The sequence below is a fragment of the Ensifer sp. 4252 genome (assembly GCF_050434565.1).
Taxonomy (GTDB): domain Bacteria; phylum Pseudomonadota; class Alphaproteobacteria; order Rhizobiales; family Rhizobiaceae; genus Ensifer.
In genome coordinates this window covers 459,481-474,008 of sequence record NZ_JBNDIU010000002.1, presented here as the reverse complement: position 1 = coordinate 474,008, position 14,528 = coordinate 459,481, and the positions used below count along the sequence as shown (strand labels likewise).

The window sequence follows — 14,528 nt, the reverse complement described above, 5'->3', positions numbered from 1 at the left end:
CTTATAGACCCCACTCCCCGAACACGTCAACAGACAATTGCAAAAATAAACCAAGATCGAACAACGCCCTGAAAAGATTGGGGAAATTCACACCGGAGTTATCAACAGGGCGAAACAAACCCCAACCAACGCCAGAATCATCGCCCAATTGCGCGAAGACAAATCGGACAGGCCGGAAATCACACAAGGCCGGGTCGGCGATCGATTACCGCTGAAGCGCCGGAAACACCGGCGCTCATGCTGGCTTCCCTCTACGCAGCCCACAAAAGCCAACTACCGCCCCGTAAGGCTGCGCATTTTTCGGAGCAAGCCGTGCCAATTGAGACCAGCGGCATCTCACCGAAACGTGACGGTCGCTGGCAGTGGCGCGCATTGACGCCAAAGGCGCTTGGCTTACCTTCGCGCCGAAACACGAATGCGGGAGAGCATGCGCATGATTGGATGGGCAAGACGATGGGCAGTGGCGATCGTCGCTATACTTGGCCTTGCCGGCCCGGTAGCGGCTCTCGACATCGATAATTGGGCTTCGATCGTTTCCGAAGCCAAGGGCGAGACCGTCTATTTCAACGCCTGGGGCGGTTCAGCCAATATCAATGCCTATATCGCCTGGGCAGGCGAACAGATGAAGGCGCGCTACGGCATCAACGTCGTGCATGTAAAACTCGACGATACGGCCAAGGCGGTCGCAAGCGTGCTTGCGGAGAAATCGGCGGGCAAGGATTCCGCTGGCACTGTCGATCTCATCTGGATCAATGGCGAGAACTTTGCCGCGATGAAGCGGCAGGGCCTGCTCTTCGGCCCCGACTGGGCAACCCGGCTTCCGAACTGGGTCTATGTCGACCACGAAACGAAGCCGACGATCCTCACCGACTTCACCGTACCGACGGAGGGGCTCGAAAGCCCGTGGGGCGGCGCCAAACTGGTCTTCTTCTATGATAGGGCCCGAACGCCGACCGCGCAGCTGCCCACATCGGCAAAAGGCCTGCTTGGCTGGGCAAAGGCCCATCCGGGACGCTTCTCCTATCCGCAGCCGCCGGATTTCATCGGCTCGTCTTTCCTAAAGCAGGTGCTGATCGAGCTCGTCGATAACAGGAGCAAGTTGCTGAAGCCTGTGGACGAGGCAACGTTTCAGCAGGATGTGGCGCCGCTCTTTGCCTATCTCGACCAGCTAACGCCGTTGTTATGGCGCAAGGGAAAGGCCTATCCGCAGAACTACCCCGACATGAAGCAGAAGCTGGCCGACGGCGAACTCGACATCATCTTCGCCTTCAACCCCGCTGAAGCTTCAGCCGCCATTGCCAATGGCGAGTTGCCGGAGAGCGTGCGCTCCTTCGTCTTTTCCGGCGGAACCCTCGGCAACACCCATTTCGTTGCCATTCCCTATAATGCCAATGCTGCGGCGGGTGCGCTGCTGCTTGCGGACTTCCTCATCTCTCCCGAGGCGCAGTTGCGCAAGCAGGACGCACAGTTCTGGGGCGACCCGACGGTGCTGGCGATGGCGAAACTGTCGGATGCGGACCGAGCCGCTTTTGCCGCCCTCGATCTCGGGGTTGCGACATTGCCGCCGGATCAGCTCGGCCCGGCGCTTGCCGAACCGCATCCCGACTGGATGACGCGGATCGAAGCCGAATGGAACCGCCGCTATGGCGCCGCCAATTAGCGGCGTGCGCCGGCGCCGTCGACGGTCATCCCCGTGAGGGACGTCCTGTGGCGGGGCATCGGGGCCGGCCTGGCAGTCATGCTATGCCTGCCGGTGCTGGCAGGTCTGGCCGGCACCCTGCTTCCGGCCTTCGGCTATCTGCCGGCACTCGGCGGCACGCGGTTCACGCTTGGGCATTTCGAGGCTCTGGCCGCCCAACCGCATATCCTGCACTCCGCCCTGATCAGCCTTGCGGCGGGATTGACCAGCACGGTCTTCGCCCTGCTCGTGGTCGCGACCTTCGTCGCTGGCTTTGCCGGCACGCGGCCCTTCGCCTTTATCCAACACCTGCTTTCGCCGTTGCTGGCCGTTCCGCACGCGGCATCCGCATTTGCGATTGCCTTCCTGATTGCACCGTCCGGCTTCCTGCTCCGGCTCGTCTCTCCTGAGTTCACCGGCTTCGCCCAACCGCCGGACTGGCTCATCCCGAACGATCCGCTGGGGCTATCGATGATATCCGGACTGGTCGCCAAGGAGATGCCCTTTCTGCTGTTGGTGATGCTGGCGGCGCTGCCGCAGCTGCCCTTGGCGAATGCGCGACGCTTGATGTCAGCTCTCGGCTATGGCCGGATATCGGGCTTTATCATCGCGCTCTGGCCACTGCTTTACCGGCAGATCCGGTTGCCGGTTTTCGCGGTGCTGGTCTACTCGACCTCAGTGGTCGACGTCGCGATGATCCTCGGCCCACGGCTGCCGCCGACATTGCCGGTGCGCATCGCCCAATGGCTGGCCGACGACGACATCGGCGCCCGTTTCTTCGCTTCCGCCGGCGCCGTGCTGCAGCTTGCACTCGGCCTGTTCGCGATCGTGATCTGGATCGGCGTCGAACGGCTTGGGCGCCTTTGCCACAGGCGCCTGAGTTCTTCGGGAAAACGCCTCACCGAGGACGGACTTGTTCGCCGGATCGCAGCGATGATCACGACCTTGTCCGCGGCGTTCATCTTCACCGGTCTCGGCTTGCTCGCGCTGTGGTCGATTGCAGGGCTGTGGCCTTTTCCCGATAGTCTGCCGGCAAGCCTCACGTTCAGAACATGGCAACGCGCCCTTGGCGTGCTCGCCGAACCTCTGGCAACCACAATTACTATCGCATTGCTATCGTCGCTCGTCGCACTTGCGATTGCCATCGGTCTCCTGTCGCGCAGTGCCCACGGCACCGCCGATCGCTGGTTTCCGGTCTTCCTGCCATTGCTGGTCCCCGAGATCGCCTTCGTGTTCGGATTGCAGATTCTGGCAGTGATGGCGGGATTTTCGCCGTCGATCGCCACGGTTGCAGCCATGCATCTGGTCTTCGTTCTGCCGTATGTGCTGCTATCACTGGCGCCGCCCTGGCGGGCGCTCGACCGGCGCTACGAGCAGATCGCGGCGGGACTGGGCAAGTCGCCGCTCAAAATCCTCATGACCATCCAACTGCCGATGCTGCTTCGCGCCTGCCTTACGGCCTTTGCCGTCGGCTTTGCGGTCTCCGTCAGCCTCTATCTACCGACCGTGCTGATCGGCGCCGGACGGGTAACGACGATCACCACCGAGGCCGTGGCACTTTCATCCGGGGGAGACCGGCGCATCATCGGCGTCTATGCGCTGCTTCAGGCGCTGTTGCCGTTTTTCGGTTTTCTCGTTGCATCGCTCCTGCCGCAGTTGCTATTCCGCCATCGACGGGCAATGAGGATTTGAATGCAAACGCCAGGCAAGACGACGCCTCTGACTTTGTCCGATGTGACGATCCGGCTCGCCGGCCGGATGCTGCTTTCCGTTTCGGCAACGGTCATGCCCGGCGACGTGCTGACGATCATGGGGCCGTCGGGCTCCGGCAAGTCGACGCTGCTTGCCTATATCGGTGGCTTTCTCGACCCTGCCTTTGCCGCCCGCGGCGCGGTACGGCTCGGGCAGGACGATCTCATCGGCCTGCCGCCGCAACAACGCCATACTGGCATTCTCTTCCAGGACCCGCTGCTGTTCCCGCATCTTTCGGTCGGCGGAAATATCGTCTTTGCCATACCCGAAGCGATCAAGGGCCGCGACGTCAGGCGTCAGCTGGCCGAAGACGCGCTCGACGAGATTGGGCTCAATGGCTTCTTCGACCGCGATCCGGAGACGCTGTCGGGCGGGCAAAAGGCGCGCGTCGCCCTCCAGCGTGTGCTTCTCTCCGAGCCGCGCCTTCTGCTGCTCGACGAGCCGTTTTCCAAACTCGACATGGCCCTGCGCCAGCAGACGCGCGAACTGGTTTTTGCCAAGGCGCGGTCCGCGGGCCTGCCGTCGATCCTCGTGACCCATGACCAAGCGGACGCGGACGCCGCCGCCGGTACGCTCATCCATATCGGAGCGGAGACGCAATCGTGACGCTTACCCTGCCCGCCTTGCCGGTTCGCGAAGTCCTGCCGGAGATCGCCGCAGCGCTCGATACCGCCCGCTCCGTCGTGCTTTCGGCGCCGCCCGGCGCCGGCAAGACGACGCTCGTGCCGCTGTTCCTGCTCGACCAGCCCTGGCTGAAGGGCGGCAAGATCATCCTGCTCGAACCGCGGCGGCTCGCCGCTCGCGCCGCCGCCGGCCGCATGGCGGAACTGCTCGGCGAAAAAGTGGGAGAGACCGTCGGCTACCGCATGCGGCTCGACAACCGGATATCGGCCAAGACCCGGATCGAGGTAGTGACCGAAGGCGTCTTTGCCCGCATGATCCTCGACGATCCGGAGCTGGCGGGTGTCTCCGCGGTTCTCTTCGATGAATTTCACGAACGCTCACTCGATGCCGATTTCGGCCTGGCACTGGCGCTCGACGTTCAATCTGCGCTGCGCGACGATCTCCGGATCATTGTCATGTCGGCGACGCTCGACGTCGAGCGCGTTGCCAGATTGCTCGGCCAAACCACGGTCATCGAAAGTCAAGGGCGAAGCTTTCCCATTGACATCCGCAACCAGGACCGCGGCGGCGAGAGCGTCGAGGACGCAGTGGTCCGCGCCATCGTCGAGGCGCACCGCAGCGAACAGGGTTCGATCCTCGCCTTCCTGCCGGGTCAGGCCGAAATCACCCGGACAGCGGCACGGCTTGCCGACCGGTTTACGGCTGATACGACGGTCGTTCCGCTCTACGGAAACCTGACGCAGAAGGAGCAGGACGCGGCGATCCGGCCGGCCCCAACGGGCACGCGCAAGATCGTTCTTGCCACGTCGATAGCGGAAACCTCGATCACCATCGACGGCGTGCGGATCGTCATCGACAGCGGCTTGCAGAGACTGCCGGTCTTCGAAGCATCGACCGGCATCACCCGGCTCGAGACCGTGCGCGTCTCGCGTGCGTCGGCCGATCAACGCGCCGGCCGCGCCGGGCGAACGGAGCCGGGTATCGCCATCCGCCTCTGGCATGCCGGCCAGACGGCGGCGCTTGCCGCCTTCACGCCGCCGCAGGTCCTCGCCAGCGACCTTTCCGGACTGCTGCTCGACATGGCGCACTGGGGCGTCAGCGATCCCGCAGCCCTCGCCTTCATCGACCCGCCACCGGAAACCACCCTCATGGAAGCGCGAAAGCTGCTGAGCGAACTCGGCGCGCTCGACAGCTCCGGCGCGCTGACCCCCAGGGGACGCAAGATCCGCGATCTGGCGCTACCCCCGCGCCTTGCGGCCATGGCGGTTTCAGCGGCCGAGGAGGGCCAGGGCGAAGCGGCCTGTTTGCTGGCGGTCATGCTGACGGAGCAAGGGCTCGGCGGCAACGCCATCGACCTCGAGGATCGGCTGCGCCGCTTCCGCCAGGAGCGCGGCGAGCGCGCCGAGGCCTCGCGCAATCTTGCCCGCCGCATGGCGGCGGAACTCAAAGGCGGGCCAAGGTCGAACGAGCCGGTCCAGCCCGGCGCCTTGCTGATGCACGCCTTCCCGGACCGTATCGCGCTTCAGCGCGGTGGCCGCGGGCGCTTCGTGATGGCAAACGGCCGCGGGGCCGAGATCGCTGAGACCGAGCGCCTCGCGGCGGCAAACATGCTTGTCATCGCCGACCTCACGGGTCGCGCCGGCGGTCAGCGCGTGCTGGCAGCGGCGGAGCTTTCGCGCGCCGACGTCGAGGCGCATATGCCAGAAGCGATCGTGCGGGAAGAACAAAGCGTCTTCGACCGGGCAAGCCGCCAGGTGCGTGCGCGGCGCGTCACCCGGTTGGGCGCAATCATCTTCGAGGAGGCGCCGCTTCCAAGGCCCACCGGCGAAAGTGCGGCACGGGCGCTCGCCGATGGCGTTCGTCAGCTTGGACTGGCGGTCCTGCCGTTTTCCAGGGAGGCGATGCAGCTGCGCGATCGCATCGGCTTCCTGCATCGCTCGATCGGCGAGCCATGGCCGGATGTTTCCGACGAAGCCCTGCTTGCAAGGCTCGATGACTGGTTCGTTCCGTTTCAGCACGGCGTCACCGCGATCGCCGACATCAAGGCCGGCGCTCTTTCCGAGGGACTGCTGTCGCTGATCCCGCACGACCGGCAGCGGGAGCTGGCAAAACTGGCGCCGACGCATTTCGAGGCGCCGACGGGGCAGCGGCATCCGATCCACTATGATGGCGACGAGCCGCTTCTTTCCATCCGGGTGCAGGAACTCTTCGGCCTCAAAAAGCACCCTGCTATCGGCGACGGCCGGCTGCCGCTGCTGCTCGAACTGATTTCGCCCGGCCGGCAACCGATTCAGACCACGCGTGACCTGCCGGGTTTCTGGGCGGGCTCGTGGCGGGATGTCCGGGCCGACATGCGCGGGCGTTATCCCAAGCACCCCTGGCCGGAGAACCCGGCGGAGGCCGCGCCGACGACACGGGCAAAGCCACGTGGTACATGAGGCAACACCCCGGGTCGGGGCCACTGCATAATTCCTTAAATCGGAAGCGGTTTAGGGAGGAAATTATGCAGCAGATTTAAAGCCAGCGTCCTTTGCGCGTCGGATTTGACGCGCGGCGCTGTAATGGGACAAGAGCAGGCATGACGGCAGTGGCGCTGGAACACAATGATCCGACCTCGAACAGAAGCCTGCGCCTGCAGACGCTCATTCGCCTGCGCTGGCTTGCGGTCGGCGGCCAGTCGATCGCCGTCATCATCACCACGTTGTGGCTGCAGTTTCCGCTGCCCCTGCTCTCGTGCCTGGTGCTGATTGCCACCCTGGCGCTGGTCAACACCTATCTCACCTTGCGCTTTCCGCCGACGCACCGCTTGCGGCCGCCGGCGGCCTTCGCGCTTCTTGGGCTCGATCTCGCACAGCTGACCGGTCTGCTCTTCATCACCGGCGGGCTTGCCAATCCGTTTGCGCCGCTGCTTTGCGTCCCGGTGATCATTTCCTCGGCTTCGCAGCCGAAGCCGCACAGTATCGTGCTTGCCGGCCTCGCCGTGATCGGCGTGACTGTCCTTGCCTTCTCGCCCTTCCCCCTGCCCTGGTATCCGGGCACGCTTCTCTTGATGCCGAAAGTGCTGACGGCCGGCATCTGGTTTGCGATCGTATCGATGACGGCCTTTGCCGCCTTCTACACCTACCGTGTCTCGCTCGAAGCGAGCGAACTGTCGGAGGCACTGACGGCGACCGAACTCGTGCTCCAACGTGAAAAACACCTTTCGCAGCTCGACGGCCTGGCGGCCGCTGCCGCCCATGAGCTCGGCACGCCGCTTGCCACGATCAGCGTCGTTGCCAAGGAAATGGAGCGCGAACTCGGCGACGATCCACGCTTCGGCGAAGACGTGCACCTGCTGCGCAGCCAGAGCGAGCGATGCCGCGACATTCTCAAGCGACTGACGACACTGTCCTCCGAGAGCGAAGAGCATATGCGGCTTTTGCCGCTCTCCTCGCTGGTCGAGGAAGTGATGGCGCCGCACCGCGAGTTCGGCATTCACATCACTCTGGTCGAAAAGGGCGACAAGGCATCGGAGCCGGTCGGCAACCGCAATGCCGGCATTCTCTACGGTCTCGGAAATCTGCTCGAAAATGCGGTCGATTACGCCAAGAAGCAGGTGACCGTGACCGTCGAGCACACGGCCGAGCATGTCAAAGTGACGATCGCGGATGACGGCGACGGATTTGCTCCTGATATCTTGATGCGCATCGGCGAACCCTATGTCACGCGGCGGCAGAAGGACGACAGCGCCGGCGGATTGGGGCTTGGCCTGTTCATCGCCAAGACGCTGCTCGAGCGCTCCGGCGCGCGCCTGCGCTTCGAGAATGGCGGCCCCGATCGACCGGGCGCCAAGGTCAGCGTCGAATGGCCGCGTGCCCTGATGGATACGAAACTAGCGAAATGACGTTTGGCAGTTTATTGAACCACGTGACAGGAAACCTATAATCTCGGTGAAAATGTCCCAATTTTCGCCCAAGGATTGCGAGAATGACCGAAAAATCGACAGCATCGCCCAACACGCACGCCCAGGACGCCGAACTGATCGGACCGGACAGAACGCTGCTGCTCGTCGACGATGATGCCCCGTTCCTTCGACGCCTCGCCCGCGCCATGGAAGCGCGCGGCTTCACCGTCGATATCGCCGAGTCCGTTGCCGAAGGCATCGCCAAGGCAAAGGGCAACCCGCCGAAATACGCCGTTATCGATCTGAGGCTTGGCGACGGCAGCGGCCTCGACGTGATCGAGGCGATCCGCAGCCGCCGTGACGACACCCGCATGATCATGCTCACCGGCTACGGCAACATCGCAACGGCCGTGAATGCCGTGAAGCTCGGCGCGGTCGATTACCTCGCCAAGCCTGCCGACGCCGACGACATCTTCGCAGCGCTGGTGCAGCGTCAGGGCGAACGGGTCGAACCGCCTGAAAACCCGATGTCGGCCGACCGGGTGCGGTGGGAGCATATTCAGCGCGTCTACGAGATGTGCGAGCGCAACGTGTCGGAGACGGCGCGCCGGCTCAACATGCACCGCCGGACCCTGCAGCGTATCCTGGCGAAACGCGCGCCGAAATAATCAGCCCTCGGCGGACCCGTCGCGGGAGCCGGAAACGATATCGCGAATGGAGTTGCCGAGTTCGCCGTTGCGCTCGGCCGCCCACTCCGCCAGCATCAACCGTTGTGCTGCCGTGCGGGCAAAGAGCTGCAGCACCGATTTGCGGGTGGCCGGTGCCAACCGATGTTCCGGTGCCTCGCGGATGATATGTCCGTCATAGCCATCCGACAGCAGCAAGCCGCAATCCTCCGGAAAGATATCGAGCGGGACGTCGCCATGGGTGGCGAAGAACAGCCGGTCACAGTGCTGCCTGTAATCGGGCCATTTGCGATCGACGCGGAAATCCTCGATCGACGTCTTGATCTCGACGATCCAGATTTCGCCCTTTGCCGACAGCGAGATGAGATCGGCACGACGGCCGCTGGCGAGCGTCAATTCCGGCAGCACCGCGTGGCGCAATTCCGCGAAAAGCCGCTGAACGCCGCGACGCACCATGAGCGCGCGATTCGATTGCCGACCATCCACGAGAGGGTTGTCGCCATGGATAGAGAGAATTGTCATTCGTCTAGACTCTCGTTCGCCACCGCTTTTGTTGCAAAAAAGCCAGCGTCACGGAATTTACACTTTCCCGCCGCCTTGTTGCCACGCAATCCCTTGCATAGCCGCAACTAATCGAAAATAACCGTTGTCACTGATGGTCGGGGCCGACCCAGTTTTTCTTCGCTTCTTATTTAAGAGACTCCCATGCGATTCCGCAATGCCTTCCTCCTGTGCACCCTGGCGGCGACACTCGCCGTGGCCGGCTGCTCGACAACTTCGACCAAGTCCGAGACGGCCGGCGGTGAGCCCGCTCCTGTTGCGGTGCAGGTCGCTTCGAATGAGATCTTCTCGGGTGATTATGGCGCAGTTGAGGATCACGGTTACGCACTCCCCGCGGTTCCGATCAACAAGGTCGATGGCCGCTTCCATCGCCAGATCGTCGACTACGCGACGAGCGAACGCCCCGGAACGATCGTCGTCAACACCCCGAACCGGTTCCTCTACTACGTCCTGCCCGGCGGCAAGGCGGTTCGCTACGGCATCGGCGTTGGCAAGGCCGGCTTTGCATGGGAAGGCGAAGCCTATATCGCCTGGAAGCAGGAATGGCCGATGTGGCACCCGCCGAAGGAAATGGCGGAGCGCAAGCCGGAAGTGGCCAAATATGTCGAGGCAGGCATGGGCCCGGGGTTGAAGAACCCGCTCGGCGCACGCGCGCTCTATCTCTTCAACGACCAGGGCAAGGACACGCTGTTCCGCCTGCATGGCACCCCGGAGTGGTCGTCGATCGGCACAGCCGCTTCGTCGGGCTGCATCCGTCTGATGAACCAGGACATCATCGATCTTTATTCGCGTGTCCGTCCGGGCAAGAACGCACGCGTGGTCGTTCAGCAGTAAAAAACGCGACCAGGATCATGCAATCAGAAAGCCGCCGGGTGCCTCGGCGGCTTTTTTGTTGGCCGAACGTCCACGACGATGTTTTCTCGACCTTGATACGCAGAGTTGCTCCGCTTCCGGCGCTTCAAATCAGGGTGGCTGGCTTCCGATTCCGTTTCGATAATTTGTTCAAAAACCATGCAATAGGTCCGAAAATTCAGCACGTTATTAAGTAAGGGTTATCTAATTAACTAAAAAGTGTGGCCGAGAGACACCTAGCCAAAGGGACCACCATGCTGATCAAGACCAAGCTCCTCAGTGCAATTGCACTGTTGTCACTCATCGCGATCGGCATTGCCGTCTACAGCCAGCATGCGCTCGCCGAAAACAGCGCGACGATGGATGCGGTCTATGCCGACCGCATCATGCCCTTGAAAAATCTGAAAGCGACATCGGACGCTTTTGCCGTCTCGATCGTCGATGCGGCACACAAGGTGCACAACGGAAACGAGACGATGGAGACCGGCCTCGCTTCGGTCAACGATGCACGGCAGGTGATATCAGCCAATTGGGACGCCTATGTCGCAACGTCGATGACGCCGGAGGAACAGAGGCTTGTCGAGAACGCCAAGCAGCAGATGGCGGTCGCGATGAACTCGATTGCAACGCTGATGAAAATCCTGTCCGAGCGTGATTCGGCAGCGCTCGACAGCTTCGTTCGGACCTCGCTCTACGAAACCATCGATCCCCTGACCGAGACCATCTCGGAAATTTCCGACCTTCAGGTGCGCTTATCGGACAAGGTCTTTCAGGAACAGCATCGTGAGTTCGAGACGATACGGACCGTCAGCATCGGCATCATCCTGCTCGTTCTCGTGCTGGCTGCCGGAACCTACCTGGTTGTTTCACGTGGGGTGATCGGGCCGCTCGGACGGCAGATCGGAGCGATGCGCAAGCTCATCGACGGCCATCTCGACGACGACGGATCGGATGTAACCGGCAAGGACGAAATCGCGGAGATGGCACGCGCCATCCAGTCGTTCCGGGAGGCGGCCCGGTCCAACCTTCGCCTGCAGGCCGAGGCCGAGGAAAGCCGCCGCAATGGTGAAGCGGAACGCACGAGAATGCAGGCAGAGGCCGAGCAGGCCGCACAGCAGAAATTGATCCAGGCGACTTCAGGCCTTGCGACCGGCTTGCAGCGGCTCGCCGATGGCGATCTTGCCATCCGGCTCGAGGAACCCTTCTCCGCCGAGTTCGAGCAATTGCGTCACGATCTCAACAAGGCTGCCGCACAGTTGAACGATGCCATGCTCGCAGTCGCCGACAGCGCCGGCAATATCGGCATGGGCACGCGTGAAATCAGCCAGAGCGCCGATGACCTGTCGAAACGCACGGAGCAGCAGGCGGCTTCCCTGGAGGAAACAGCGGCCGCTCTCGACCAGATCACCGCCAATGTCAGCAATTCCTCCCGCCGGACGGAGGACGCCCGCGACGTAGCGGGCGAAGCAAAGACCAGCGCAACGCAGTCTGCCGTCGTCGTGGCGAATGCCGTCGAGGCGATGCGGCGGATCGAAGAATCATCCAACCAGATTTCGAGCATCATCGGTGTGATCGACGAGATCGCCTTCCAGACCAACCTTCTCGCCCTGAACGCCGGCGTCGAGGCGGCAAGGGCGGGCGAAGCCGGCAAGGGTTTTGCCGTCGTGGCGCAGGAAGTACGCGAGCTTGCGCAGCGTTCGGCAAAAGCCGCCAAGGAGATCAAGGAGCTGATTCGCAGCTCCAGCTCCGAAGTCGAGAGCGGCGTGCGGCTGGTACGCGACACCGGCGAGGCGCTCAAGACCATCGAAGCGCACGTCATCACCATCAACGAACATATGGCGGCCATCGCCACCTCGGCGCGGGAACAGTCGGTCGGGTTGGCCGAGGTCAATACCGCCGTCAACCAGATGGATCAGGTGACGCAACGCAACGCCGCCATGGTCGAGGAGGCGAATGCCGCTTCGGCGACGCTTGCCCAGGAGGGTACGAATCTTCGAACCCTGATCGGGAGATTCCAGCTTTCCGGCGAAACCCGTGCCGCAGCCCAGCCCGAGGCGCGGCGGACGTCGCCCCGCGCCGTCACGACCCAACAGCACGTGAACACCGGAAGCCGACCGCCTGCGAGACGATCGGCCGGGTATGCGGTGCAGGGCAACGCGGCCTTGCCCGCTGAAGGCTGGGCCGAGTTCTGACCCAGAGCGTTTCCGCCTCAAACGGAGCCACGGAAGACCGGTTCGCAGTTTTCCTGGAAAGGCTCTGGCCGCGATGAGCCCGGCGCCGCCTGATCAGGCGGCCAGCCGGGCCTTTAATTCGCGACGACGGCGGTGCAGGACCGGTTCGGTGTAGCCGTTCGGCTGCTCGCGGCCCTTGAGCACCAGTTCAAGCGCTGCCTGGAAGGCAATGGAGCCGTCGAAATCGCCGGCCATCGCGACATATTGCGGATCATCAGCGTTCTGGCCGTCGACGACGGCGGCCATGCGCTTCATGGTCTCGACCACCTGGGCCTCGGTGACGACACCGTGATGCAGCCAGTTGGCCATGTGCTGCGCGGAAATGCGCAGGGTGGCACGATCTTCCATCAGGCCGACATTGTTGATGTCGGGCACCTTGGAGCAACCGACGCCCTGGTCGACCCAGCGCACGACGTAGCCGAGGATGCCTTGCGCATTGTTGTCGAGCTCGCGCTGGATTTCCTCTGGCGTCCAGTTCGGACGGGTCGCGACCGGAACCGACAGGATATCGCCGAGTTTCGCCCGTGCTCGGCTTTTCAGCCCGGCCTGGACGTCGGCGACATTGACCCGGTGGTAGTGGGTGGCGTGCAGCGTCGCCGCGGTCGGCGACGGGACCCAGGCGGTGTTGGCACCCGCCTTCGGATGCGCGATCTTCTGCTCCAGCATCGCCGCCATCAGGTCGGGCATCGCCCACATGCCCTTGCCGATCTGCGCGTGACCGGAAAGGCCGCATTCAAGGCCGATGTCGACGTTCCAGTTTTCGTAGGCCGCGATCCATGCCGCCTGCTTCATGTCGCCCTTGCGGATCATCGGACCCGCTTCCATCGAGGTGTGGATCTCGTCGCCGGTGCGGTCGAGGAAACCAGTGTTGATGAAGACGACGCGCTCGCGCGCAGCGCGGATGCACTCCTTGAGGTTGACCGTCGTGCGGCGCTCCTCGTCCATGATGCCCATCTTGATGGTATTCTCGGGCATGCCCAGCGCTGTCTCGACACGCGAGAAGATCTCGCAGGCGAAGGCGACTTCTTCCGGCCCGTGCATCTTCGGCTTGACGACATACATCGAACCCTCGCGGGAGTTCATGCGGCGGCCGCCATCGCCAATGTCGTGCAGAGCGATCAGCGCGGTTGCCATCGCGTCCATGATGCCTTCCGGCACTTCATTACCGTCGCGATCAAGGATAGCCGGATTCGTCATCAGGTGGCCGACATTGCGCACAAGCATCAGCGAGCGGCCCGGCAAGGACAGCGTGCCGCCGGCGGCTGCCGTGTAGGTACGGTCGGCATTGAGGCGGCGCGTGAAGGTGCGGCCGCCCTTGGCGACTTCTTCCTCGAGATCGCCCTTCATCAGGCCGAGCCAGTTTCTGTAGACGACGACCTTGTCTTCGGCATCGACAGCGGCGACCGAATCTTCGCAGTCCATGATCGTGGTGATCGCGGATTCGAGAATGACGTCGGAAATATGGGCCGGATCATCCTTGCCGATCGGTGTCGTGGCATCGAGAACGACGACGGCATGCAGATTGTTGTGCCGGAGAACGACCTGCGACGGCGCGTCAGCCGAACCGGCATAGCCGGCAAACTGCGCGGAGTTGCGAAGTGTCGTCTTGGCTCCGCCAGCAAGCGTTACCGAGAGGCTGCCGGACGCGACCGTCAGGGATGAAACACTCTTCCAGCTGCCGCTTTCCAGCGGCGCGCTCGCGTCGAGGAAGTCGCGCGCCCAGGCGATGACCTTGGCACCGCGCTTGGGATTGTAGCCGCGTCCCTTTTCGGCACCGCCTTCATCGGAAATCGCATCTGTCCCGTAAAGCGCGTCATAGAGCGAGCCCCAGCGTGCGTTGGCGGCGTTGAGCGCATAGCGCGCGTTCATCACGGGAACGACGAGCTGCGGACCGGCGATCGTCGCGATCTCCGGATCGACATTATCAGTCGAAACGGAAAACTCGGGACCTTCCGGAAGAAGGTAGCCGATTTCCTTCAGAAAGCCCTGATAGGCTTCGAGGTCGTGCGGAGCGCCATTGTCGCGATACCAGGCGTCGATCTTCGCCTGCAGGTCGTCGCGCTTGGCAAGCAAGGCGCGGTTCTTCGGAGCGAGATCATGGACGATCTCCGACAGCGCGGCAAAAAACCGCTCGGCATCGACGCCGGTGCCCGGCATCGCCTCATCAACCAGAAAGCCATGCAGACCTGCATCGATCTTCAATCCAAACTTCTCAATGCGGTCCATATTCTAAACTCCTTGAAACAGGCCACTCGCGCGCG

10 protein-coding genes are annotated in these 14,528 nt (G+C 63.0%); 8 read left to right on the top strand and 2 right to left on the bottom strand.

Translation table 11 applies throughout. The annotated features are described in order from the left end of the window. The first annotated feature begins 433 nt into the window (after positions 1-433). From ABIE33_RS09070 to ABIE33_RS09045, 6 genes are all read left to right on the top strand, one after another. Positions 434-1,660, top strand: coding sequence for an ABC transporter substrate-binding protein (locus ABIE33_RS09070; protein WP_429124024.1), 1,227 nt, complete (start codon positions 434-436; stop codon positions 1,658-1,660). A 78-nt stretch (positions 1,661-1,738) separates the two neighbouring features. Next, the gene (locus ABIE33_RS09065) at positions 1,739-3,370 is read left to right on the top strand and encodes an ABC transporter permease (protein ID WP_429124065.1); all 1,632 of its coding nucleotides are present in this window, start codon (positions 1,739-1,741) and stop codon (positions 3,368-3,370) included. Further along, the gene (locus ABIE33_RS09060; RefSeq protein WP_429124022.1) at positions 3,371-4,036 is read left to right on the top strand and encodes an ATP-binding cassette domain-containing protein; all 666 of its coding nucleotides are present in this window, start codon (positions 3,371-3,373) and stop codon (positions 4,034-4,036) included. Next, positions 4,033-6,492 carry an ATP-dependent helicase HrpB gene (gene hrpB, locus ABIE33_RS09055; protein WP_429124020.1) on the top strand — a complete coding sequence of 820 codons (2,460 nt, stop codon included), beginning with the start codon at positions 4,033-4,035 and terminating at the stop codon, positions 6,490-6,492. Before ABIE33_RS09060 ends, hrpB begins: the two co-directional genes overlap by 4 nt. 140 nt (positions 6,493-6,632) lie before the next feature. Further along, positions 6,633-7,937 carry an ActS/PrrB/RegB family redox-sensitive histidine kinase gene (locus ABIE33_RS09050; RefSeq protein ID WP_429124019.1) on the top strand — a complete coding sequence of 435 codons (1,305 nt, stop codon included), beginning with the start codon at positions 6,633-6,635 and terminating at the stop codon, positions 7,935-7,937. An 83-nt stretch (positions 7,938-8,020) separates the two neighbouring features. Next, positions 8,021-8,605 (top strand): ActR/PrrA/RegA family redox response regulator transcription factor, encoded by a 585-nt coding sequence (locus tag ABIE33_RS09045; RefSeq protein WP_429124017.1) that lies wholly within the window; start codon positions 8,021-8,023, stop codon positions 8,603-8,605. Here the strand turns inward: ABIE33_RS09045 and ABIE33_RS09040 are convergent, their stop codons facing one another. Next, positions 8,606-9,145, bottom strand: a complete 540-nt coding sequence (locus ABIE33_RS09040; RefSeq protein ID WP_429124015.1) for an MmcB family DNA repair protein — start codon at positions 9,143-9,145, stop codon at positions 8,606-8,608. It abuts the gene before it with no gap. Positions 9,146-9,328: 183 nt separating this feature from the next. Between ABIE33_RS09040 and ABIE33_RS09035 the strand changes: the two genes are divergently transcribed. Together ABIE33_RS09035 and ABIE33_RS09030 are read left to right on the top strand one after the other, a co-directional pair. Next, positions 9,329-10,018 carry a L,D-transpeptidase gene (locus ABIE33_RS09035; RefSeq protein WP_429124013.1) on the top strand — a complete coding sequence of 230 codons (690 nt, stop codon included), beginning with the start codon at positions 9,329-9,331 and terminating at the stop codon, positions 10,016-10,018. 272 nt (positions 10,019-10,290) lie between these two features. Beyond that, positions 10,291-12,228 (top strand): methyl-accepting chemotaxis protein, encoded by a 1,938-nt coding sequence (locus tag ABIE33_RS09030; RefSeq protein WP_429124011.1) that lies wholly within the window; start codon positions 10,291-10,293, stop codon positions 12,226-12,228. A gap of 93 nt (positions 12,229-12,321) precedes the next feature. On the opposite strand, the gene ABIE33_RS09025 is transcribed toward ABIE33_RS09030, so the two are convergent. Then, positions 12,322-14,493 (bottom strand): malate synthase G, encoded by a 2,172-nt coding sequence (locus ABIE33_RS09025; RefSeq protein WP_429124009.1) that lies wholly within the window; start codon positions 14,491-14,493, stop codon positions 12,322-12,324. Positions 14,494-14,528: the final 35 nt, after the last annotated feature.

Bases quoted from the DNA above. Each gene is read 5' to 3' on its own strand.
- ABIE33_RS09070 (WP_429124024.1), top strand. From the start codon at position 434: ATGATTGGATGGGCAAGACGATGGGCAGTGGCGATCGTCGCTATACTT.
- ABIE33_RS09065 (WP_429124065.1), top strand. From the start codon at position 1,739: ATGCTATGCCTGCCGGTGCTGGCAGGTCTGGCCGGCACCCTGCTTCCG.
- ABIE33_RS09060 (WP_429124022.1), top strand. From the start codon at position 3,371: ATGCAAACGCCAGGCAAGACGACGCCTCTGACTTTGTCCGATGTGACG.
- ABIE33_RS09050 (WP_429124019.1), top strand. From the start codon at position 6,633: ATGACGGCAGTGGCGCTGGAACACAATGATCCGACCTCGAACAGAAGC.
- ABIE33_RS09045 (WP_429124017.1), top strand. From the start codon at position 8,021: ATGACCGAAAAATCGACAGCATCGCCCAACACGCACGCCCAGGACGCC.
- ABIE33_RS09040 (WP_429124015.1), bottom strand. From the start codon at position 9,145: ATGACAATTCTCTCTATCCATGGCGACAACCCTCTCGTGGATGGTCGG.
- ABIE33_RS09035 (WP_429124013.1), top strand. From the start codon at position 9,329: ATGCGATTCCGCAATGCCTTCCTCCTGTGCACCCTGGCGGCGACACTC.
- ABIE33_RS09030 (WP_429124011.1), top strand. From the start codon at position 10,291: ATGCTGATCAAGACCAAGCTCCTCAGTGCAATTGCACTGTTGTCACTC.
- ABIE33_RS09025 (WP_429124009.1), bottom strand. From the start codon at position 14,493: ATGGACCGCATTGAGAAGTTTGGATTGAAGATCGATGCAGGTCTGCAT.